A 22329-nucleotide genomic window follows, 5' to 3' on the forward strand; every position below is an offset into this window, starting at 1 on the left:
GTGAATTTACGCAGCTAATTTAAATTCAGCCATACCTATATCAGTAAATTTGTTCAATAAGTAGCACTTAATTAACAGCTCTTTTTCACGATTTACCTCTGATTTATTTTTCAAGCCAAACCCAAATATTTGCTTCAACCTATAGAAAAAGACTTCAATATAAGACCGTGCTCCATACTTAACTTTTTTCTTCCATTCATTAATACCATCTTCATAATTCTCATATGACCTAATTCTACTAATATACTTGTTTCTTTCTGATAAGTAGTCAGCTAAACAAATTTTAGTATCCTTCCTAGGGCGAATAATAGGCACAATATTGTATTTTCTGCATTCTTTATACACACTTTTTATATCATAAGCCGCATCTGCTCGAATAGAACAAATGTTATATTTATCACTGACTTCTTCTAACATATCGCAGACCGGCAAATAGTCTACAGCAACACCACTAGTGTAGTTCATGCTTATTGCTTTCTTATCATTTATGTTTAAAACAACATGTAATTTTCTTACTTGACCATAACCACTGTATTTTCTTTTTCGAATATTAAGCTTACTATGCCCACCGTTATTATTGTAGATACTAACTCTAGTGCTATCTACGGCAATTTCAACATTTTCCAGATCATCTTTATTGCTTCTATGGTCATCAATCTTCAAATTAAGCTTTTTAAATCTTCTGGAAGCTTGTGTATAGCTGATAATCTTAAGTTTTTTGCCTATTTGTACCATATAACCTTTTACAAAACCTACAGCTTGTCTCAAGCCAATTCTAAAAAGATGAACTATTATGTGTATTAAAATTACAACTTTATCACTATAAGTGTTATTGCCACCTGCAACTTTTGGACTATTTTCATACCAATTTTCTATGGCTTGATTAACAAAATGAAAAACATTTCCTCTTTTTTTGAGAAACTCGTTATATTCTCTTTGGTTACTTACTCTCATTTTTTGTGGCATAAGTTGTACTTGTTTGAAAAATGCCTATTTTACAACAAAATTCGTTAGTAGCCATATATTAAAAAGCTTTTCTTCTTACAATAACCTCAACCAACACTAGCTATGCAACAAAGCCATTATTATATAGAAATGTGTCGTATTGAAAGGTGGAGTGTTAGGGCACTACGTAGTAAAATCGATACTATGTTGTATGAACGTACAGCACTAGCAAAAAAACCTGAAGATTTCATAAGAAGGAGTATAAAAAATTTACGTGAAGAAAATATGTTAGCACCAGAATTCATTTTTCATGACCCATACTTCCTTAGCTTCATGGAATTGCCATCAAGTTATAGTGAGACTGATCTAGAAAATATAATCTTGGATGAATTGACAAAGTTTTTACAAGAGTTTGGGAATGATTTTTGTTTTGTAACACGTCAAAAAAGGATGAGTACTAAAACAACTGACAGGTATTTGGACCTGCTATTTTTTCACAGAGGATTAAAACGCCTTATAGCAATAGAACTAAAAATAGGTCGCTTTGAACCAGCTTATAAAGGACAGATGGAATGGTATTTAAATTGGTTAGATAAAAATGAACGAAAAGCAGGTGAAGAAAAACCGTTAGGGATTATTTTATGTGCTGATAAGGATCAAGAGGATATAGAATATCTTGAACTCGAAGGCTCTAATATTCATGTTGCACAGTATTTAACACAGCTTCCTTCTAAAGAAATTCTTGAAAAGAAGTTAAGAAAGGCTATTTCTATAGCACGTGAAAAACATGCAAGTATTCAGTCAGAGCCATGAAAAATATATGCGAGGAATGGATGCTAAAACGGGAAAAGCTCTTGAAGGAATAGAGCACTTAAAGCAGTCGATAATTGATATACTGACCACTCCTATTAACAGTAGAATAATGAAGAGAGATTATGGGTCAAGACTATTTGAATTAGTAGATAAGCCAATAAATAGAGATTTAACTTTGGAAATCTATTCAGCAGTAGCAGAAGCTCTACAAAGGTGGGAGGAAAGATTTAAGCTAGAAAAAGTAAAAATGACAGAGGTGAAAGAAGGAAAAGTAACGCTTGATCTAGAAGGATTATACTTACCAAGCGGGAAAAACATTCATTTTGATGAAATTGTAGTTTAAAGATGCAGCAGCTAAATATTGTAGAAAAGCCAAATTTCGAGGAAATCTTTTCGAGAATGAAAGAAGAGTTAGTCCGTAGAGATGAAACCTTTTCAGGATTAGTAGAATCGGATCCAGCAATGAAGGTATTAGAAGTAGCAGCATGGAGAGAGTTGTTACTCAGACAAAGGATAAACGAAGCTGTAAAGGGTAATTTACTAAAATTTGCAACGGGAGAAGATCTTGATAATTTAGCTGAGTTTTATGGAGTGGAGAGGCAAAAAGAAGAAGATGATGAACGATTTAGAAAAAGAATTAAAGCAAAAATAGTGGGCTCAAGCACGTGTGGAAGCAAAGAACACTATCGATATCATGCACTGTCAGCAGATAGTAGAGTAAAAGATGCACTAGTGGAATCAACTATACCAGGGAAAGTACAAATTTCAATCTTATCAACACAATTATCCACAACTGGCATAGTGTCAGAAGAGCTACTTGAAATTGTAAGAAAGCAAGTTACTAGAGATGATATAAGAGTTTTAACAGATACAGTAACAGTGATAGGTTGCAATATTACGGAAATAGATATTCACAGCAGAATGAGTATAAGTCCTATAATATCAAAGGAGGAAATCAAGAAGCAGTTTATTGAGAAGTTTGAAGCAAGTAGAAGGTTGGGATGGAATGTTACAAAATCATGGATAATAGCAAACCTATTTGTAGATGGTGTAGAAAATGTGGAATTGATCGAGCCAAGAGAGGATGTTGTGGTGCTAGGTAACGAATGTGCAAATTTGCGAAATTTAAAGATTGAGTAATGCTATTACCCCCAAACGCAACAAAGCAAGAGCAAGCACTGGTTGATGCAACAGATTATAAGGTTGATCCGAGCTGTATCAGAGGATTTAAGTTTAGTCTTAAAGAAGAAACATTGCCTTGGATAATAGAAGAATATGGTTTAGAAGAAATACTGCGCTGGGTAAAAGATAGAAGAAAAGCCGTAATAGAAGGAGTAAAATTTCAAAGACTGAGAGGAACTCCAGCATCACTAAAAATAGCACTAAAATGGGCAAATATAGAAGATATTACAATCATAGAAGAACCACCTGGTAAACATTTTTTCGAGTTGCAAATAGGAATAAAGGATGTCCCAAATGACTTTTTTGTGGATGCAGTAGTAGAACTTGCAAAACTATCATTACCAGCAAGATCAAGGCTAATGAGGATTTTCAATGATCACCATAACGTTGATAGGTTTATTTTAGATGAAAGTTTATTCGGCAGCTTATTGTCAGACTATTCAGGTAGAAAAGTTGAAAAAGATGGACCAGTACTGTCATTTGGTAGAAAGAACACATTTGAGCTAAAAAGCTTAAATCCAAATTTTAAGTTTAGCACTTTTCGGGTTCATTATGAGCAAGCATTTAGTAATGACATATATCGATTAGATGTAGCAGTACTTGGAGAAACAGAGCCTCACACAAAGGATTACAAAGGCATCTATGAAAGAAATCATCAGTGGTACAATTTAAAAGCACTATATCCATTACCACAGAGTTTATTACCAGAAATTAAGTTTGCCAAAGCACAGATTGTACTGTCAGATAGCTGGAAATTAGGAGAAATAAATGGGTGCTTTCCAGTAAGTAGCGTAGAAGAAAGAGGAAATAAATTTGTATTGGGAAGCGATAAACTTTCAGGGCAGCATTGGAGTTTAAAACACAAGCCAATTTTAGAAAGGTTTAGCGTTACTCACCACTACAAAATAGAAAACTATACAGATCAGAAGATTACAAAATATGGTTTAGCAGAACACAATATTAAGTATGAAAACGATTTAGATTCAGACCAAAAAGATTCGATACATGAATTAGAAAATTACATTTTAGTATTTTACCCAGGAGTACTGAAGTGGCACGAACATAGACATTTGCACAGAAGTTGGAAAAATAGTCAAGTAATATGTCTAATAAGTTAAGTACTTATATTTAGATTCTCATATATTATATTAATATAAGGTTAAAGTGTATGAAATAAAAAGAAAAGGACTTGCTTTCTCATGCTAAAAAGGACATGACTTGAATAGCAGCAGGTAAATATAAGAAATTTGTCTGGCGCTAGAAAAGCTAATTTTGTGAGGTATGAAATGAGTTTTAGCAAGAGTAAGTTTTTTAAAGAAGTATCAAGTAACGATATTAATAAAAGAAATGAAGAAGGAGAGACGATATTGCACCAAGCAGTAGAAATCTCTGATTACAAAACAGTGAGATTATTAATAAAAAAAGGGGCAGAGGTAAATGCAAGAGATAAAAATGGTTATACACCACTACACTGTGCAGTATTTGCGAAAAGCTTAGAAAATGTAAAAGTGCTGCTAAGGGAAGGAGCAGAAGTAAATGCCACTCAATATGTCACTGGATGTACGCAACTCCACTCTGCATGCAAAATAGGAGGAGTTGAAATAATAAAAGAGCTAGTAAAAGCAGGAGCTGAAGTTAATCAACTGAATAAGTATGGTGCAACACCAATGTATTACATCTGGGAAAGTGAAAAGTATCGTCTGTGTGATAGCAAAGAGAGTGAAAGGGCAAGTAAATTTCTGAGAGAAAAAGGAGGAATAACAAAAAGTAGAGAACTGACCTGCTATGGAATAGAGAGGCTAGTAGGAGAAATAGCAGACATGTTGAATGGGAGCTATATGCCGGAGTTAAAAATAATAGAGATAGAAGAAATAAGGAAGAGAGACAAATCACTAATAAAGGAAGAATGTCAAAATTTAGCAAGCAAGATAATCAGCCAAGTGAATGAAATGATAGATGAGGTAGAAAATGTAGTAGGAAGAAAGGCTTAAAAAGGGGACTTGATTTTAAAGAAAAGGTGAGGTGGATTATGTTAAAGCTTGGCAAATTTAATAAATCAGCAAAAGAATTATCAGAGAACTCATATAAAAATATTTATGCAAGAGACAGAATAGCTCTGCATTACGCGGTAGACGCAAAAACAGTGAAGTTATTAGTTGAAAAAGGAGCGAATGTGAATGTAGCAGATGCGGAAGGATATACAGCACTGCATCTAGCGGTAACGGAGAAACGTCTAGAAACCGTGAGAGAATTGATAAAATCAGGAGCGAATGTAAATGCGGAAGAATATGAAAATAAATGCACTCCATTGCACCTTGCATGTATGGTGGGGAAAGTGGAAATAGTGGAGGAGCTAGTAAAAGCAGGGGCTGAAATAGAGCAAGCGGATAAATTTGGAATGACAGCGATGGATTATGCTAAAAGTAGCAAAAAGATAACCGAGGTATTAAAGAAAGAAACAGACAGAATTGAGAAGCTATTTATGAAGGGCTAAAAATATGGAGGAAGAAGTAGAAAAGAAAGTAATGAATTTAGAGAGAAAACCTTTGAGTGAGCTGAGAAAAACGTGGAAGAAGGTATTTGGGGAAGAGGCACCTAAACATTCAAAGAAATATCTGATACCTAGATTAGCATATAGAATGCAGGAGGAAGCGTATGGAAAAATGTCAAGAAAAGGAGCAAAAAGACTAGAATATCTGGCAGATCGGCTAGAGAAGGGAAAAAGAATAAGTAGTGACAAACTTCCAGTAGCAGGAACAGAGCTAATATTAGAGAGAGGGGAAGAAACGCATGCGGTAATGGTAACAGATAAGGGTTTAATCTACCGAGAAGAATTTTTCACATCATTATCAGCAGTAGCCGGGAAAATAATGGGAATGAGTTACAATGGGCCGCTCCTATTTGGTTTGCGTGATCAAAAGGGAAAGGAAAATGTGTAAAGGGATAAGATGTGGAATATATACGAGAAAGTCAAATGAAGACGGTCTAGAGCAGAAGTTTAACAGTTTAGATGCGCAACGAGTAGCATGTGAGAAGTACATAAAGAGCAAAGAAGGCTGGGTAGCATTGGCCAAAAGGTACGACGATGGAGGTTTCTCAGGAAAGAATTTAGAAAGACCAGCAATAAAGGAATTATTTGAAGATGTAAAAAAAGGAGAAGTAGATTGTGTAGTAGTATATACATTAGATAGGCTATCAAGGGAAACAAAAGACAGCATCGAAGTAACGTCATTTTTTAGAAGGCATAGAGTAAATTTTGTAGCAGTAACGCAGATATTTGACAATAATACGCCAATGGGAAAGTTTGTACAAACGGTATTATCAGGAGCAGCACAACTAGAAAGAGAGATGATAGTAGAGAGAGTAAAAAATAAAATAGCAACATCAAAAGAACACGGACTATGGATGGGAGGAACTTTGCCGCTTGGATATGATGTAAAAGATAAAGAATTAATAATAAATGAAAAAGAAGCGAAAATAGTAGGGCACATATTTGAAAGATATTTGGAGTTGAAGTCAATGGCAGAGTTGGCAAGAGAGTTAAATAGAGAAGGTTACAGAACAAAATCAGATATCTTTAAGAAAGCGACGGTGAGAAGAATAATAACAAATCCAATATATGTGGGAAAGATAAGACATTATGAGAAAGAGTATGAAGGAAAGCATGAAGCAATAATAGAGGAAGAAAAATGGCAAAAAGCGCAGGAATTGATAAAGAATCAACCATATAGAAAAGCAAAATATGAGGAAGCATTGCTTAGGGGAATAATTAAGTGCAAGAGCTGTGGTGTAAATATGACACTAACGTATGCAAAAAAAGAAAATAAAAGGTACCGATATTACGTGTGCAATAACCATTTAAGGGGAAAAGGTTGTGAATCAATAAACAGAACTATAGTAGCGGGAGAGGTGGAAAAAGAAGTAATGAGAAAGACAGAGCAGCTATATGAAAAATGGGGAGAAGAATGGAAAAATTTAAGTTTCAGAGAACAGAAAGAAGTAGTGAAAAAGTTAATAAAGGGAGTAATGGTAAAAGAAGATGGAATAGAAGTATGTTCTGAATCAGAGGAAAAATTTATACCAATGAAGAAGAAAGGAAACAAATGCACAGTAGTAGAGCCAGAAGGAAAAACAAATAATGCGCTACTGAAAGCAGTGGTGAGAGCTCATCTGTGGAAACGGCAGCTAGAAGAGGGAAAATATGCAAGTGTAGGAGAGCTGAGTGCCAAAATTAATATAGGTACAAGACGTATACAACAAATTTTAAGGTTGAATTATTTAGCACCAAAGATTAAGGAAGACATAGTAAATGGGAGACAGCCAAGAGGTTTGAAGCTATCTGATTTGAAAGAAATACCGATGTTGTGGAGCGAGCAATTAGAGAAATTTTATGGATTAGCATCTTAATTTACAAAAGCAACGGGAGATTGAAAAGAGTATGTGCAAGAAGGAGCTGCTACAAAGGGCCATGCCAAAAGATATTGAGATTGATGTAAGTCGATGTTACAAAATCAATTATGCGAAAATATTAATATAGATGATGAAGATTTTAGCATACTAGATGCAACAGTGGTAGACAATGTATACAATTTAGCTGCATATTTTAATAGTATAGCTTTTCTTATAGTAGTCCGAACAGGGTAAGATATGTGTTTATGGCTATAGTAGGCCAGTAGCATATTATGATTTATTTGGATTATTGTGAAAAGAGCTATAGATCTGGAAAAAAAATTCTGTAAAAGGTCGGCTCAGCCAATCGTGTTTTAATACAGTCTCATATCCTGAAAATACACCTTGTGGCCAGCTCCTGTACAATGACATCTCATTTTCCTGAAAAACAACATAAAAGAGTATTCTTAAAAGATTATTGATATCGATTCGACTCCTTTGCAATAATTTATTAACTGTAGTAATTTATATTTAAATAATAATTTTCAACTTTTATGGTAAATTAGCAATTTTTTCCCTAGAATCAGAAACTCTTCTTAATTCTTCACGTTTTACCCATGAACCCTTCTGCTTATTGGATTCGCTTATTAATTCAGGACGCATTAACCCACCAGATCTAGCAAAAACACCTCGGTCTATGGCTTCAATGACTGATAAACCTCCCAGTAAGCAATTTTGTCCTATTTCTTCATAATTTTCTATTCCCTCATTACAATCTTCTATTGCTTCATTATAACTTTCTATTTTATCAAGTAGAAGTAGGCCTTCTTCACTCACCTCTACTTTTATCCAATTTTTATTTTTCTCATCAGGATATAACCTAACTTCTAATTCTCCCAAACTAGTATAGAAAGTTAATACTACATCGCTGCCTTCTGTAAGATCTGTATAATTCCTTATGCCATCTTCAGTTTTAATTTCTACTTCACTATTACCGATCTTTACTATATTTCTTCCACACTTTACATCTCCATCTGTTAGACCTAAATCCCTTGCCCCATCTGTTATCTTTATAATGTCTATTTTACTATCTTTAGAATATTCTAAGTAAAAAACGGAGTTGTCTACTCTTGCATCTTTTAGCTCGCTATTGGTTGCACTTTTTGCGATTTCAATAAACTTATGAGAATTGCTAATATAATCTCTATAAGCTTTTTTTAGGTTAGTTTTATGCTCTTTAAATTCTGATGTCAGTGTGTTAGCATCAACTGTATTACCAAACACTGCCCCTTTTGATACTAATTGACATATTATATTACTAGCAACTTTAGGATTTTTTTCCAACTCACTGATTTTTTTCATCACATAATCGGTAAAAGTGTACTCATTACCTGAAAAGAAATCTTGTGAAAGAGAATAGTTTAATCGTACACCAGACTTTATAGCATCGTTTACAATCTCTTCAAGTTCAGCCATGTTTTGAGCCTGAAACACCTTATCAGAAAACTCATTTAACTTTTCCTTTTGATTTGAGGTTAAATTAACGAGTAATTTACTGACCTGTCCTTTCTTTTGCTGACGATAAATAATATTTTTATCATAATCTAATGCTCCTGCTTCTAGAAATATTTTTCTTAACTCTTGAGCAAGATCTTCATTGTCCCAAGCAAAACGTTCAACATATGAGAACACTTTTGACTCACCCATTCCGTGCCGAATATTTAGCACCACTTTTAGGTCTGAGTCTCTTTTATGCTTACTTAAAAACTCCTTTAAATTTTTAGTGCAGTCTGAATCTAGTGCAAGTAAGTCATACAATTCCTTATTCATCTTTTTCTGTTTATCAGTTAAAAATAATTCTGCTATATTATAGCAGAGTTTATTAGTTGCTATTTGTTGTGGAGTTTTACCCTTTCTACTTGTTATATTAGGGTTAGCTCCTTTTGAGAGGAGAGAGTTTGTATTATCGTAATGACCTTTGGCAGCAGCAAGGCATAATGGTGTTTTTCCTTTATTATCTTGTATGTTAGGATCTGCGCCTGCTTCTAAGAGTAAATCTATAGCCTGATTTCCTATGCGACGAAATCCACCAATATTTGCTCCTGCAATCGCATGCAATACTGTTGATTGAGATTCTCCTCTTCTTAGGTTAAGAATCACTTTTAAATCTTTATTGTTTTTATTATCATGTAAAAATTCTTCAAGGGGCTCAGTATTATCAAATGAACCACAGTTAGAAGCTAAACATTTTAGAGCACTAAGTAACTTTTTGTTTAAAATTTTTTGACTTGGCGTAAGATCATGGTCCAGAGCAAACCAAACACAAATTTGTTCACTTAATCCAAGTTTGCTATCTATCAAAGATAATGGTTCATTATAGTTTCTGACTGATGGTAAGTCTCCTGAGTACCACATATCATTCATCAGCTCATTTAATAAATGCTCTTTAGATGATAGATGTTCTATAATGGACTCATATTCGAAATCATATAGTTCTGATTTGGATTTTGGCTTTAGTAGATTGATGATAGATTTTACCATCCCAGTAGACTCACTCATACTTACCCCTTAAGCTAAGATATATGATACATTGTATGCGATATGTAACATTAAGTCAATAACCATAATCTTTTTACTACTTATGTCGTTTGTTAAGTTTTTATGGTGAGTAATATAAGATCTTTAGACAATCAAGCAGTTTAGCATTTACCCTACAGTACGGCTTGTTGTCTGTTTTGAATTTGTTACTATCTCACACCAACTATTTTTTTTCTTTTCATTAGATAAGGTAATTTTTTCAGAAGATTGACGTAGTGTTTCATGTTTTTCAAAATATCCTCGTTTAATCGCATCATGTACTGAATATCCACCAAGTAAGCAATTTTCTCCTATTTCTTCCTTATCTTTTAATTGATCAAGTTTCTTCTTGTCATCGTCACTTATCTTTACTTCAATTTTATTGTTGTCTTTATCACTAGAACGTAGATGAATACTAATCTTTCCTACTTCAGTAGTAAAAGACATTTCAATGCCACCTTCTAAAACGTCTGTATAATTTCTTTTTCCTCCTACATTTTCAACTCTTACTATACTCTTTCCAACATGAAATATATGATGTCTAAAACTTAAATCTTTCACTTTTGGATTATTTATAACTTTTGCAACCTCAACAGTGCTATCTTGCGAATATTTTACATAAAAATATCCATTATCCATTTCTACGTGTAAAGCTTTGCCTTGGGCACTACTGTTTATAATACCTTCATCTGCTACGCTTTTTAGCTTGTTATCGATTTCTTCACGTTCTGCAAAAATCTCATAACTGAACCCATAAGTTGCATACAATAACTTATCATCATAAAAGGAACTGCATTTTACTCTTCCACCTTTTAATAGTAAATTACTCATGATATTGCGTATAATACCTATATTTTTATCATCTGATACACCCTCGTAGGCAGGAATATCTCTTATTCCCTTAGAAACTAAACTTGTTATAGTCTCACTATCGTCTGATAAACTCTCATAAGGTGGTAATCCCTTATGCTGTCGTATTCTATCAGGGATATTTCTTATTTCCTTAAAAATTAAACTTGTTATAGTATACTTATCATCGTTATATTTTGAATTGAGTCTTATCCCTTTTTGCAAATATTTATTTGTTATGCACTCTATACGCTCTAAAGCAGTGTTTGTAAAATTTTCATGCTTATCCCTATAACCTTGATCATTTTTTGTTACTACATCTTTTAACTCTTTACGAAATTCATCAATTAGACTTCTCTCACTTTCAGTCAGTAGTAGATCTAACTTAATTAAAGCAGAGTCTCTTGGACTAATAGGGTAATTTTTCCAATATAAATCACTATCATCAGTTTCACTCTGATACGACAATGTATGTTTTACACATGTGTCAACAGCCTCCCTAGTTTCATGTCTCTGATCAAGGTCATAACATTCCGAACGATTACTTATTCCTTGAACAAACAAACTATAATCATCTAAATCTGTTATGTCATCTTCAGGCGTTGGTCCCTCATTGCTATTACACTCAATTTTTGAATGCCATGGCTCAGTATTTAATTCCTCTCCTAGCTTTTGTTCACTGATAGATTCTACAACATATTTTACTGACTCTGTATCCATACTACCTCCTAGCCTAGATATAGAATATATTATGTACAATATATAATATTGGTCAAGCTAATTTCAACACAATCTTTTTACTACTCATATTTTTGTTAAGTTTTTATGGTGAGTAACAATGGAGTATGTAGATAGGTTAAAAGTTGCTTATGACTGCAAATTTGAGCTAATTTTACTATAGATTAAAATAGTTAAGACCTATATTTGATATCACTATTATTAAGAGCGTGATGGATTATGCTTTAAAGGAGTACGGAAACTGCTGAAGTTTTTACAGCAAACCTGTATGGAGCAACTTCAGCAGAATAAACAAACACATGCCAGTATTAGTAGAGAATTATTTATAAGTCAATTAACTTTTTCAAAAAATATTTTAGTGAAGATACCATGCTAGCTAGTGTTATAAACAATTCAATTGTTTACTCCTTCAAAAAAGATCGTATATTTTTGAGAACAAGTTGCGTAAAAATAAGGTTATAAAAATAGAAGATTTAAATTATTTCCATAAGCTTAGGCAAAACAGTTCGTATGTATATATGGATAAAATGGGCTAATATGGCTAGTTTTAGCGTATAGCAAAGTCAGAATACAAAAAAGTTCGTATGTATCGCGCGGTAGTCCAACGCATCCCAAAACAAACTCTTCTCTCACTAGCTAGTTTTGGGTTCTGGAAATGGCTGTGTCGTTTAGGTTTTTAGTGATGTGTGAGATTAAGTGGGTATTAATTTATTTAAAAGTAGAAAGGATCAGTTAGTACATTAAAGTAAAAAAATAGAAGTATTTTTGCAAGCACTGGCTTTAGTTTTAAAAAAATATTAAAACATGAAAAAAGTTCTTGTTCTGCTAGATTTCTTTAGCTATAGTCGAGTTTAACATAATAAATACATGGGGTATTGAGTCAGATGCATTGTATTATGTACATCATTCAGAAAGCAATCCTGGCTTTTTTAAGAATATATCTAGTTTAGTAAGAAATCAAAAGAAAAGCACACTGTTACTCAGCAATCAAAGTTACTTGAAATTAACTTAAGGTTTCTACAGCAAATTGTTTTGGTACAGCTGTATAAGAATCAAATGTTGAAACCAATCTTTAGAAAAGAGGTTTACGACAAAATCATCAAAATATGAATATTAAAATATAGGGGGCTTTATGTTAGGTAAAGAAAATACAAAGGAACAAGTAATAGATAATCAATCTAGGTTAATAAGAATGCAAAAAGAAGACACACTACTATCTAGCAGTCAGCAAATATTAAAGCTGCCAGAAGGTTTTACAATAGGAAAAGCAATTGGAGGAGGAGATTGTTTCTTTGATGCAGTTGCACAGGGACTTAAGCAATTAAATCCTGGAACAAACTTTACTGTGAAATCTTTGAGAGAAGTTTGTAGGAAGCAAGCTTTAATTAGTCAAGAAATGAAAGAAAAGATTATAGCAGATGCTAGAAACCGTGAAGATTCTACAGTAATACTCCCAGAGCCTGGTATTAATGATGATGAATTATGGAAGACTTATTTGATTGGTATAGAATACAGTATTGAAGATATAGAAAAAATGCAGAGGGACAATAAAGACGTGTTTTTATTGTTAACTGATTTAAAGTATGGAAGTACGTTGCAGATTCCTATATGGGGTAGGCCTGAAATTGAGGGAAGTATGATTTGTAATGAATATAATATTAAGCTGCATGTTATTGAAGATCTTCATATATGTGGATGGTCAGGGTATCTTATTGATGAGTTAACATCCAAACCTGTAAGTACAGATTATAATGAAAAAAATACTATACATATAATAAATAAAGGAGGTTTCCATTTTGAGCCAATCTTGAGCGAGACACTATTAATAAGAGAGTTTACTAATATTATAGAGGATTCTAGTATTCTAGAAGATAGAAAGCTTGAAAAGCTGAAAAGTTTTTTTAAGGTATATCCGAGTCTAAACGTTAATTTTCGAGTGAATCAATGCAGTGATACACCGCTGCATATTGCTGTTTGCCTGGGAGAGTTAACAATTGTCAGATTTTTGCTAAAGATAGGAGCGCAAGTTGATGTTTTAGATGGAGAGGGAAAGACTCCTATAGATATTGCTAAAGATAATAACAGAAAAGATATCGCTAAGATACTGCAACCACTTATTTCATATGAAGAAGTTGATGTACCGGGAGATGGCAGCTGCTTATTTTGGTCTGTTGCTTTAGCTTACTTAGCTCCCGTAAAATTTGATGATTATGCCTTCCATGAAAGGTTTAAAGAATTATTTGCGAGCGACCATGATGTACATTCAATTCAAAGGCTAATGCAAAGTAATGCAAATATTTATGAAGATAGTGTAATGAAGCAATTAGTAACGAAGACATTTCGTTGTGAGGTTGCTGATGCAGTATGTTTCAGCCAAAGAAGATTTGAAAATAAGGTTGAAATTATGGATCTTTTTGAGAGTCACAGTGGAAGTTATTTTACAGGAGGTACCTTTAAAAAAGAGTTTGAACATGAATTCGGTGCTGAAAAAATTAAGCAGTATAATATTGATATTAGTAAACTCCAACCCAATTTTTTTGACGAAAATGCAGTAAAGGAAATTTGTACTGAACTTAATAAGATAAAAAAACGTAATCAAGTTCAAGAATTTGTATTTGACACATACTTAAAGTGCATGGAACTTACTGGAGTTTGGGGTGGAAAGCATGAAATAAATTCAATGTCTGATCTACTAAATACAGCGATAATAGTGTCTCAGAAAGATTCAAAAGATCTTATATACAATGAAGAGAAAAAATACTGTAATAAAATACACTTATCCTACAAAGGAGGTAATCATTATCAATTTTATCAAGTAGAGTATTCAAATTTGATGAAGTTTGTTCTGAGTTTCATTCAATCATTTGAAACGAGGATCATTATATATGATGTGCTTGCGAGTATGCTGAGAGAGGGGAACAGAATATTTTTTGATGGAATGAACACTAATAGATCTGTGCGGAGTATTTTTGGATGTTCAATACATACAGATGACTTGGCAATGTTTGGTATGAGGGCATCTTTGAGAACAGGTAATGTAATAAAAGCGACAAAAAATTTTATTAATCTATCAGACTTAATAGAAACATTTAATGAATATAAACTGGGCTTTAGAAAAATATTAGTAGATGCTGGATGCAATATTTTTCAAAGTTTTGAAATGCAGTTTGAGAAAATAGGCTTTGATCATGTTTCAAAGATAGCAGATGACATTGTAGATAAGATCATCGAATATTATATTCAGAAAGAATACAAGGGAGATTTGAGCAAGCTAGGGATAGCTGAAACCCTTGTTCTCAATACATATTTGCAAGAGGTGTCTGCGCAGTATGGAGAAATAAGTTATAACCTTAAAGATTTATATGAAAATATCGGAATTGCAGAAGGAAGTGAAGGCTCTTTTATATATTATAGAAAAAGAAGTGAAGATAAATCTAGTCAGTATGGTTATCGCCGTTCCCTTATGGGTGAAAAGTCGAAAAGAACATATGAGACAAGATATATTAGAGTAGAAACTACAAACGTAGAACTTGAAAATTATGTGTATACTTTAGATGCCTTAAATATACAAGAGTTTAAGGCTAAAGTGGAGCAGGTATTTTATATTGTCAATAAAGAAATCCAAATGCCAAGCAAAAAGGTAATTGAGGATCTTATAGTAAAAATTAAATCTCATATTGAACAAGAGGTAAGCGTTTTAAGCGAGTATATCTTACTTTTCTGTCAAGGATGCAAACAAAGTTTAGATATGAATATGAGATACTTAGTTGAAGGAGAAGGAATAAGGAAAGGCAAAAAGATAATAGAAAGGGCTGGAAAAAATAGTGATGTTATATATTCGATGGAAAACAATTTAAAAACAATTCCAAATTTATCTTATTATCTAAAAGTAAAAGAAGCATTTGTAAAGCATGCTGAAACAGTCGCTCAAGACTATAGCAACCTACTTGAATCAGAGCATGATAATGCAGCAAGATCTAGGAGTTTTCGGTCTAGTATAAAAAGATTATCAAATGTAAAAAAATTAGGATTTCTATTTGGTAAAATGAATTTTCAGGATGTATGTGATCCAGTAGAAGAATTCACTGGAAGGCAAGAACAAATAGATGAGATATATACAAAATTGCAGGGGGGAGCGGTAGTAATAGTAGGTCCATCTGGTATTGGTAAAACTCAATTAGCTAGAAAGTTTGTTGAAGAAAACAAAGGAGCTTATCTTCATGCCTATGAGGTGAGTACTCAAGATATATTATCCATAGAAAGTTCTTTTGCTTCCTTTACCCGAGATAGGTTAGCCATGTTTATGGAAGGAGGAGTAGGAAATAAAGAAAAGAAAAAATGCCTATTCCTTTTTCAGGGAGTTAAAAAAGAAGATCTAGAGAGGATTTTAAAGATCAGAGGTCAAAGAGGTGGTTTTGATTGCCTGTTTACTTCTTCTGATCAAGATTATCAAGATATAGCAGAAGTATCTTTAGATAGTCTTGAAGAAAAAGAAGCTGTACAACTTGTCAAAATAATTTTAGAGATGGCAGATAGATCGCAAGATGAACAAATAAAAGCGCTCATAAGAAAACTAAAATGTTTTCCATTGTCTATAAATCTAGCAGCAGCATGTATTAAAAACAAAGGATCAAGCTCTTTGAGCGAAGCATTTGGAATTTTTGAATATTTAATAGAATACGAAAGGTTTAATCAGAAATTTCCACGAAACACTGGACAAAATGAATACGATAGAATATTGCAAATAACATTACTAATCTCGATGGAAACAATAGAAAAGATGAGTTCTGGAGAGAAAATTCTAAAAATTTTAAGTATTATGGCTTATTTTGATCATAGTGCAATTGATCCCAGTTTATTTCTTACCTGGATTAGATATGAGGATGGACTATACTCCATTTTCGAATTGCTAGAGCAGTATTCCATAATTTATGTAGAAGGATCAGATAAATACAAGGTTTACATTATGCATGAATCGGTCAAAAAAGTAGTGCGTTCATGGCTTAGCATAGATGAGGAAAAACACATATTAAGTTGTGTCATAGAACTGGTATCTGAAGCTGAAGGAGGATTTTTAGATGTAGTTCATCTCTTATCCTTGTTTGATCATAGTCAAAAATATGACTATCTAATAGAAGAAAATAAGAATTTTCCTTGTTTAGTTTTGAGTAGCTTAAATGAGTTACATGAGTATAAAAAAGTTATCAATCTCACGTCACAATTATATCAATTACTTGCTGTAGATGATAGATATTCAAGATTAATTAAATATGAGTTTGCCTGCGCGCAAGCTGGTTTGGGACTATATGATAGAGCGTTAAAAATCTTTCTGGATTTAAAAAAACTCGAGAAGGTAAATGATACATTTCCTTCTCTTACTTTGGATAAAAAAATACTTTCTACTTATCTCAAACAAAAAAATTATAAAGAAGCATTGTCATACGTTAAATACAATAACTTTATAGTCAATAGTTTATATGGAGAAGACATCATGGAACTTATGGAAGAACATCTAGATATAGCAGTTATTATAGCTGAAGTATTTGTGATGCAAAAAAGATATACTGATGCATTTACAACTTTGTACTATGTAAGACGACTGAGAGATGAAATTTTCCTTAAACTAGGTGATTTTTACTCCGATGATGATCCTTATCTTTATCCTTCCGAGATGTATGAACTTTATAATTTAGATACAAAATATATCTATGCCCTAGCATATTTCTTTATGGTTCAAGAAAGAAAAAAAGTAACTATAAATGAAGGAGAGTTATCACATAAAGAGGATTTACCTCGTGAATTGAGTATACAAGCTTTATTTAGGAATCTACAAGATGTTCTAATAAATCAAGAAGGTAGTCAGTACTTACAACCTGCTCCTTATTTTGTTGAAATAGAAGTAGAAAAAGTCATTCAGAGGGAATTAAGAGAAAAAACATTGCGATATTTTGAGGAAGTACTGAAGCTACAAAAAAATTATGGATTTTTAGATAATCATCCTAACGTACTATCTGTGAAGTTTTATATAGCTGTTTTACATAGCTGCTTAGGGGATAAGGAAAAAGCATTACAAGAACTCCAACAATTGCAAGAATTACAGGAGAAAGTGATAGGAGTAAATCATCCTGACACTTTAGGAACTGTAAATGCTATACAAGAATTATTTACTGAAGGTGAAGACAAGTTAACATATTTAAGAAATGAGATAGAAAAAAGAGAATCGCTCTTACAATTTGAAAAATCTGATTTGAATGCTAAGGGTGTCTCAATTTTAAAAGAGCTTTATAGAGAATCGCTCTTACAATTTGAAAAATCTGATTTGAATGCTAAGGGTGTCTCAATTTTAAAAGAGCTTTATGTAGAAAAAAATAGCGAAAGTTCTTCTTCAGTATCAAGTGAAGAATTACTGCTAGAAAACAAAAGTTTTCTAGACACAGAGAGTACAAAAACTAAAAGGAGAAAAATGGATAATCAGCAGCAAGTCTCAGAGTTGCAAGATTGTACTTTATCAGGCTCAGTGAAGGGTCAGTGTATATCACCTAAAAGAAGAAATTTGGAAAATATGAGAGTGACATCTCTAGGTGTTCAGAAGACTGTAAATCTATCACTAGACAGAGAAGGGTCACTCATTGAGCTGAAATATAAACTGAATCATTATGACGATCAAATACAAAGATTTATACAATGGGAAAATAGCAATTTGAAAAAGTCACAGCGGCCAATATCTTCACTTAACAGCATTACTATAGAACCTACGGATAATAAGAGCCTGAGAGGAGTTACTTCTGCTGGTCAAGTTGCTTAATTTTATCTGTGTGATTCATATAGGTCATAACAACTGATTTGTCAGATTAAGTCTGAATTTTAAATAGTTAAGTAACGTTGTGTTTTTGAATTGACTTTAATCTTTGATCATGCTTGTAATTTGGTTCTGTCGCATCTATAAATCCTGGTATGTAACATTTGTAGGAAAGTAGAAAAGAAGTGATATGATCATCTAAAAAAAAAGCAAAGATGTTTCGTATTAGTTCAAAATTATTGCCATATTTCAAAGGATTTAGCTTTTCAGCAGAGATAATAATGTTATCTGTATATATGAAATGTAGATTCTCTTTGAGCTATCGAGATTTGGAAGAAATGCTGAGTATAAGGGGAGCAAAAATTGATCATGCTACGTTACAAAGGTGGGTTATCAGATTTGTGCCACTGATAGATGAAGCGGTAAGGAAAAGGAAGAAGCAGGTTGGCAGTAGCTGGAGAATGGACGAGACCTACGTTAAATTAAACGGCAAATGGGTTTATCTATACAGAGCACTATTGGTAATACTGTAGACTTTCTGTTGTGTGCTCGTAGAGACAAGTCTGCGGCACTTGCGTTCTTTCGTAAAGCCTTTAGAGAGAATAACCTTCCTGAGAAAGTAGTAATTGATAAAAGCGGCAGTAATACTGCTGCTCTTGATGATTTGAATACAGAAATTTCTGAAGATTGTAGAATCATGGTTTTTCAAATAAAATATCTAAATAATATTGTCGAACAAGATCATAGATTTATCAAAAAACGAATAAAGCCAATGCTTGGTTTTAAGAGCTTCCACTCCGCAAAGATTACCATTACCGGCATAGAAAATATTCGTATGATTCAAAAAAGACAAATTATCGGGGCTAATGATAATGTTTCTACTTTTGAGAATTTTGCTATGCTAATTGCTCTATAACTCCCATAATCCCAGTTTAACGATCTTCTTGTACCACAATTTATAGATGCGACAGAACCAGTGGAAATCAAGTGGATTACAAAATTAAATTTTTAAAGAATATTACTGAAAAAGATCTTCCAGTTTTACTTGCAATCTGGTGTCTGATCATAAAGGAACCAGTTTGCATGACACCATCTGCAAGTTTCAATATCTGTACAGCTGTGGAATTTTTCAAAGCGTTTTTTCTATTGAAGATAAAAGTATCTTTTATATATGATATATAGCAAAATATTAGGGTGCTTATGGTTCCAAATATAGCAATTTTAAGTGGTGGATTTTCTTGCGAAAGAGAAATATCGCTTATGAGCGGAAAAGCAGTAAAGAAGGCGCTTGATAGCCTTTCATATAATGCAATAGAAATAGATGTTGATAGCAACATTGCTCAAAAGCTTAAAAAAACTAATCCCGCTCTTGCTTTTATTGCCCTACATGGACCTTATGGTGAAGATGGCTGTATTCAAGGTTTACTGGAGATTTTAGGTATAAAATATACACACTCAGAAGTTATGGCTTCGGCTGTTGCTATGAATAAAGTGATGTCAAAGCATATATTCCATTCTCTTAATATCGACACTCCAAGAGGCTATGTAATTAGTCGAGAAGATGTGCTAAAAAATAATATTAAAGTTGATTATCCGTACGTCTTAAAACCGATTAACGAAGGCTCAAGCATTGGAGTACACATGATTTTCTCACATGAGGATTACTTAGAGCTGAAAAATAATAGTTCTACTATAATGGAAAAGATGATCATAGAAGAATACATACCGGGTATAGAGTTACATACTGCTGTATTACTGAATGAAGCAATTGGCACTATGGAAATACGACCGAAAAATAAATTCTATGATTATGAAGCAAAGTATACAGATGGATTTGCAGAACATATATTTCCTGCTGAAATTCCTAACAACATATATAGAATAACCTTGGAACACGCGTTAAAAGTTCATCAATTTTTAGGATGTAAAACTGTTTCCCGCTCAGACTTCCGTTATAATCCCCAAAATAACACTTTAAAAATGCTTGAGGTTAATACACATCCTGGCTTTACTGAATTGTCGTTAGTACCAGAAATTGCAAAATTGACAAGAGGAATTGATTTTAATGAATTAGTCAAAATTATTGTCGAAGACAGTTTACACCACAGGAATATTAGAGATCAAGCCGATGTTGAACAATGTTACTAGAAGCCAAAGAAGTTTTTTGCGCAAGTGCGCTCTTGTTATTATCACTGCACTTTTTCTCACATTAGTACTTTATAGTTCACTTGATAAAATAACAAATCGATTCAATTACTACTTTACTTGGTGTAACAATCGCTTATCGAGCTTATTACTTAGCAATGGATTTTTAATCGACAAAGTAACCGTTACTGGAAACAAATTTACAAATGAAAAGGACATTCTAAGTTTAGTAGATAGAACGCAACCTATCATGTATGTATCACTCTCAAAACTAACAGATAATATACAATCTGTAAGCAAATGGATAAAATATGTAAAAATTTATAGAATTTTACCTAATACCTTACACATTGATGTAGATGAACATACACCTTTCGCTCTTTGGAAAGATGATAACAGAACTTCAGTAATTGATTCTGAAGGTAAAGTGATCGTAAATGACTACCCGATAGATAACCTCGTTGTAATTAAAGGACAAAATTCGTTATCAAATCTAAAATTCATTAAAGATATACTAGAGAGAAAAACTCAATTAAGTGATCATATTTCTTCTTGTATTTATGTAGGAAATAGAAGATGGAATATCATACTCGATGACAGTTCCACAGTAAAATTGCCTGAAGATAATCCTTATAGCGCATGGGATTATTTAAGCCACTTGCAAAATACAACCGACTTTACTTTTAGCAATTGGAGCATAATTGATATGCGTGTTGCTGATAAGATCTTTGTGAAGAAGTGATCTGCTCGGTGCTCCTTTTCATTTCATGCAAGTAGCCCTTTCTCTGTCATCCGAGTAGCTTAAAACTGGAATCCAGATTGCAAGTAATTGATTAGGTTGGGTGAGTATGGGTTTTGGTTCTGTCGCATCTATAAATTGTGGTACAAGAAGATCGTTAAACTGGGATTATGGGAGTTATAGAGCAATTAGCATAGCAAAATTCTCAAAAGTAGAAACATTATCATTAGCCCCGATAATTTGTCTTTTTTGAATCATACGAATATTTTCTATGCCGGTAATGGTAATCTTTGCGGAGTGGAAGCTCTTAAAACCAAGCATTGGCTTTATTCGTTTTTTGATAAATCTATGATCTTGTTCGACAATATTATTTAGATATTTTATTTGAAAAACCATGATTCTACAATCTTCAGAAATTTCTGTATTCAAATCATCAAGAGCAGCAGTATTACTGCCGCTTTTATCAATTACTACTTTCTCAGGAAGGTTATTCTCTCTAAAGGCTTTACGAAAGAACGCAAGTGCCGCAGACTTGTCTCTACGAGCACACAACAGAAAGTCTACAGTATTACCAATAGTGCTCTGTATAGATAAACCCATTTGCCGTTTAATTTAACGTAGGTCTCGTCCATTCTCCAGCTACTGCCAACCTGCTTCTTCCTTTTCCTTACCGCTTCATCTATCAGTGGCACAAATCTGATAACCCACCTTTGTAACGTAGCATGATCAATTTTTGCTCCCCTTATACTCAGCATTTCTTCCAAATCTCAATAGCTCAAAGAGAATCTACATTTCATATATACAGATAACATTATTATCTCTGCTGAAAAGCTAAATCCTTTGAAATATGGCAATAATTTTGAACTAATACGAAACATCTTTGCTTTTTTTTTAGATGATCATATCACTTCTTTTCTACTTTCCTACAAATGTTACATACCAGGATTTATAGATGCGACAGAACCTTCTTACTACCTGTCAGAAAAGCTATTACTTCTGTTATTACGTACCACCATTCTCCATCGTGTAATACTCTAGTAAAATTGCTATTATCAAAAGCAGTAGTTTCAATATCTCCCTCTTTTAAAGTTAAAGTATCAGTCATAAGCAACCTCTATAAGTTAAGAATAAACATAAAAACTAAAAAGACACT

The 22329-nt window shown here is 33.1% G+C and carries 16 protein-coding genes and 2 pseudogenes; 13 read left to right on the forward strand and 5 right to left on the reverse strand.

The genetic code is table 11. From position 1 onward, the window contains the following. Window positions 1-6: 6 nt before the first annotated feature. Window positions 7-966, reverse strand: a complete 960-nt coding sequence (locus AAGE00_RS03245) for an IS5 family transposase (protein ID WP_341815149.1) — start codon at window positions 964-966, stop codon at window positions 7-9. Window positions 967-1068: 102 nt separating this feature from the next. Between AAGE00_RS03245 and AAGE00_RS03250 the strand changes: the two genes are divergently transcribed. The 9 genes from AAGE00_RS03250 to AAGE00_RS03290 all read left to right on the forward strand — a co-directional run bounded on the left by AAGE00_RS03250 (window position 1069) and on the right by AAGE00_RS03290 (window position 7584). Continuing rightward, window positions 1069-1758 carry a PDDEXK nuclease domain-containing protein gene (locus tag AAGE00_RS03250; RefSeq protein WP_341815313.1) on the forward strand — a complete coding sequence of 230 codons (690 nt, stop codon included), beginning with the start codon at window positions 1069-1071 and terminating at the stop codon, window positions 1756-1758. Between the two features lie 7 nt (window positions 1759-1765). Next, on the forward strand, window positions 1766-2101 hold the full coding sequence (locus AAGE00_RS03255) for a GPW/gp25 family protein (RefSeq protein ID WP_213864022.1): 336 nt from the start codon (window positions 1766-1768) through the stop codon (window positions 2099-2101). 2 nt (window positions 2102-2103) lie between these two features. Continuing rightward, a complete protein-coding gene (locus AAGE00_RS03260) occupies window positions 2104-2898 on the forward strand; it encodes a baseplate J/gp47 family protein (RefSeq protein ID WP_213864020.1) in 795 nt (264 codons plus the stop codon). After that, window positions 2898-4058, forward strand: coding sequence for a phage tail protein (locus tag AAGE00_RS03265; protein ID WP_341815314.1), 1161 nt, complete (start codon window positions 2898-2900; stop codon window positions 4056-4058). Before AAGE00_RS03260 ends, AAGE00_RS03265 begins: the two co-directional genes overlap by 1 nt. A gap of 168 nt (window positions 4059-4226) precedes the next feature. Then, the gene (locus tag AAGE00_RS03270) at window positions 4227-4931 is read left to right on the forward strand and encodes an ankyrin repeat domain-containing protein (RefSeq protein ID WP_264374784.1); all 705 of its coding nucleotides are present in this window, start codon (window positions 4227-4229) and stop codon (window positions 4929-4931) included. A gap of 38 nt (window positions 4932-4969) precedes the next feature. Continuing rightward, window positions 4970-5434, forward strand: a complete 465-nt coding sequence (locus AAGE00_RS03275) for an ankyrin repeat domain-containing protein (RefSeq protein ID WP_341815315.1) — start codon at window positions 4970-4972, stop codon at window positions 5432-5434. A 4-nt stretch (window positions 5435-5438) separates the two neighbouring features. Beyond that, window positions 5439-5879 carry a DUF2924 domain-containing protein gene (locus tag AAGE00_RS03280; protein ID WP_341815316.1) on the forward strand — a complete coding sequence of 147 codons (441 nt, stop codon included), beginning with the start codon at window positions 5439-5441 and terminating at the stop codon, window positions 5877-5879. After that, window positions 5872-7347: a recombinase family protein gene (locus tag AAGE00_RS03285; protein ID WP_264374781.1), complete on the forward strand. Its 1476-nt coding sequence runs from the start codon at window positions 5872-5874 to the stop codon at window positions 7345-7347. The genes AAGE00_RS03280 and AAGE00_RS03285 overlap by 8 nt, the downstream gene beginning before the upstream one ends. A 93-nt stretch (window positions 7348-7440) precedes the next feature. After that, window positions 7441-7584 carry a hypothetical protein gene (locus AAGE00_RS03290; RefSeq protein ID WP_230609241.1) on the forward strand — a complete coding sequence of 48 codons (144 nt, stop codon included), beginning with the start codon at window positions 7441-7443 and terminating at the stop codon, window positions 7582-7584. A 297-nt stretch (window positions 7585-7881) separates the two neighbouring features. Here AAGE00_RS03290 and AAGE00_RS03295 read toward each other — a convergent pair whose 3' ends face one another. After that, the gene (locus AAGE00_RS03295; protein WP_341815317.1) at window positions 7882-9888 is read right to left on the reverse strand and encodes an ankyrin repeat domain-containing protein; all 2007 of its coding nucleotides are present in this window, start codon (window positions 9886-9888) and stop codon (window positions 7882-7884) included. 147 nt (window positions 9889-10035) lie between these two features. Next, window positions 10036-11475 (reverse strand): hypothetical protein, encoded by a 1440-nt coding sequence (locus AAGE00_RS03300; RefSeq protein WP_230609244.1) that lies wholly within the window; start codon window positions 11473-11475, stop codon window positions 10036-10038. A gap of 1150 nt (window positions 11476-12625) precedes the next feature. Between AAGE00_RS03300 and AAGE00_RS03305 the strand changes: the two genes are divergently transcribed. The 4 genes and pseudogenes from AAGE00_RS03305 to AAGE00_RS03320 all read left to right on the forward strand — a co-directional run bounded on the left by AAGE00_RS03305 (window position 12626) and on the right by AAGE00_RS03320 (window position 21179). Continuing rightward, window positions 12626-18298: an ankyrin repeat domain-containing protein gene (locus AAGE00_RS03305; protein ID WP_341815351.1), complete on the forward strand. Its 5673-nt coding sequence runs from the start codon at window positions 12626-12628 to the stop codon at window positions 18296-18298. A 209-nt stretch (window positions 18299-18507) separates the two neighbouring features. After that, window positions 18508-19208: pseudogene (locus AAGE00_RS03310) on the forward strand (IS6 family transposase). Window positions 19209-19486: 278 nt separating this feature from the next. After that, window positions 19487-20440, forward strand: a complete 954-nt coding sequence (locus tag AAGE00_RS03315) for a D-alanine--D-alanine ligase (protein ID WP_012481821.1) — start codon at window positions 19487-19489, stop codon at window positions 20438-20440. Next, window positions 20421-21179, forward strand: coding sequence for a cell division protein FtsQ/DivIB (locus AAGE00_RS03320; protein ID WP_007302888.1), 759 nt, complete (start codon window positions 20421-20423; stop codon window positions 21177-21179). Before AAGE00_RS03315 ends, AAGE00_RS03320 begins: the two co-directional genes overlap by 20 nt. Before the next feature lie 174 nt (window positions 21180-21353). On the opposite strand, the pseudogene AAGE00_RS03325 reads toward AAGE00_RS03320, so the two are convergent. Together AAGE00_RS03325 and AAGE00_RS03330 are read right to left on the reverse strand one after the other, a co-directional pair. Next, a pseudogene (locus AAGE00_RS03325) lies at window positions 21354-22054 on the reverse strand (IS6 family transposase). A 68-nt stretch (window positions 22055-22122) separates the two neighbouring features. Further along, window positions 22123-22281 (reverse strand): hypothetical protein, encoded by a 159-nt coding sequence (locus tag AAGE00_RS03330; RefSeq protein ID WP_341815353.1) that lies wholly within the window; start codon window positions 22279-22281, stop codon window positions 22123-22125. Window positions 22282-22329 lie beyond the last annotated feature (48 nt).

This window comes from Wolbachia endosymbiont (group B) of Aricia artaxerxes (assembly GCF_964026975.1).
GTDB lineage: Bacteria > Pseudomonadota > Alphaproteobacteria > Rickettsiales > Anaplasmataceae > Wolbachia.

Excerpts from the sequence above, each read along its gene's own strand:
- AAGE00_RS03245 (WP_341815149.1), bottom strand. The coding sequence starts at position 966 with ATGCCACAAAAAATGAGAGTAAGTAACCAAAGAGAATATAACGAGTTT.
- AAGE00_RS03250 (WP_341815313.1), top strand. The coding sequence starts at position 1,069 with ATGCAACAAAGCCATTATTATATAGAAATGTGTCGTATTGAAAGGTGG.
- AAGE00_RS03255 (WP_213864022.1), top strand. The coding sequence starts at position 1,766 with ATGCGAGGAATGGATGCTAAAACGGGAAAAGCTCTTGAAGGAATAGAG.
- AAGE00_RS03260 (WP_213864020.1), top strand. The coding sequence starts at position 2,104 with ATGCAGCAGCTAAATATTGTAGAAAAGCCAAATTTCGAGGAAATCTTT.
- AAGE00_RS03265 (WP_341815314.1), top strand. The coding sequence starts at position 2,898 with ATGCTATTACCCCCAAACGCAACAAAGCAAGAGCAAGCACTGGTTGAT.
- AAGE00_RS03270 (WP_264374784.1), top strand. The coding sequence starts at position 4,227 with ATGAGTTTTAGCAAGAGTAAGTTTTTTAAAGAAGTATCAAGTAACGAT.
- AAGE00_RS03275 (WP_341815315.1), top strand. The coding sequence starts at position 4,970 with ATGTTAAAGCTTGGCAAATTTAATAAATCAGCAAAAGAATTATCAGAG.
- AAGE00_RS03280 (WP_341815316.1), top strand. The coding sequence starts at position 5,439 with ATGGAGGAAGAAGTAGAAAAGAAAGTAATGAATTTAGAGAGAAAACCT.
- AAGE00_RS03285 (WP_264374781.1), top strand. The coding sequence starts at position 5,872 with ATGTGTAAAGGGATAAGATGTGGAATATATACGAGAAAGTCAAATGAA.
- AAGE00_RS03290 (WP_230609241.1), top strand. The coding sequence starts at position 7,441 with ATGTTACAAAATCAATTATGCGAAAATATTAATATAGATGATGAAGAT.
- AAGE00_RS03295 (WP_341815317.1), bottom strand. The coding sequence starts at position 9,888 with ATGAGTGAGTCTACTGGGATGGTAAAATCTATCATCAATCTACTAAAG.
- AAGE00_RS03300 (WP_230609244.1), bottom strand. The coding sequence starts at position 11,475 with ATGGATACAGAGTCAGTAAAATATGTTGTAGAATCTATCAGTGAACAA.
- AAGE00_RS03305 (WP_341815351.1), top strand. The coding sequence starts at position 12,626 with ATGTTAGGTAAAGAAAATACAAAGGAACAAGTAATAGATAATCAATCT.
- AAGE00_RS03320 (WP_007302888.1), top strand. The coding sequence starts at position 20,421 with ATGTTGAACAATGTTACTAGAAGCCAAAGAAGTTTTTTGCGCAAGTGC.
- AAGE00_RS03330 (WP_341815353.1), bottom strand. The coding sequence starts at position 22,281 with ATGACTGATACTTTAACTTTAAAAGAGGGAGATATTGAAACTACTGCT.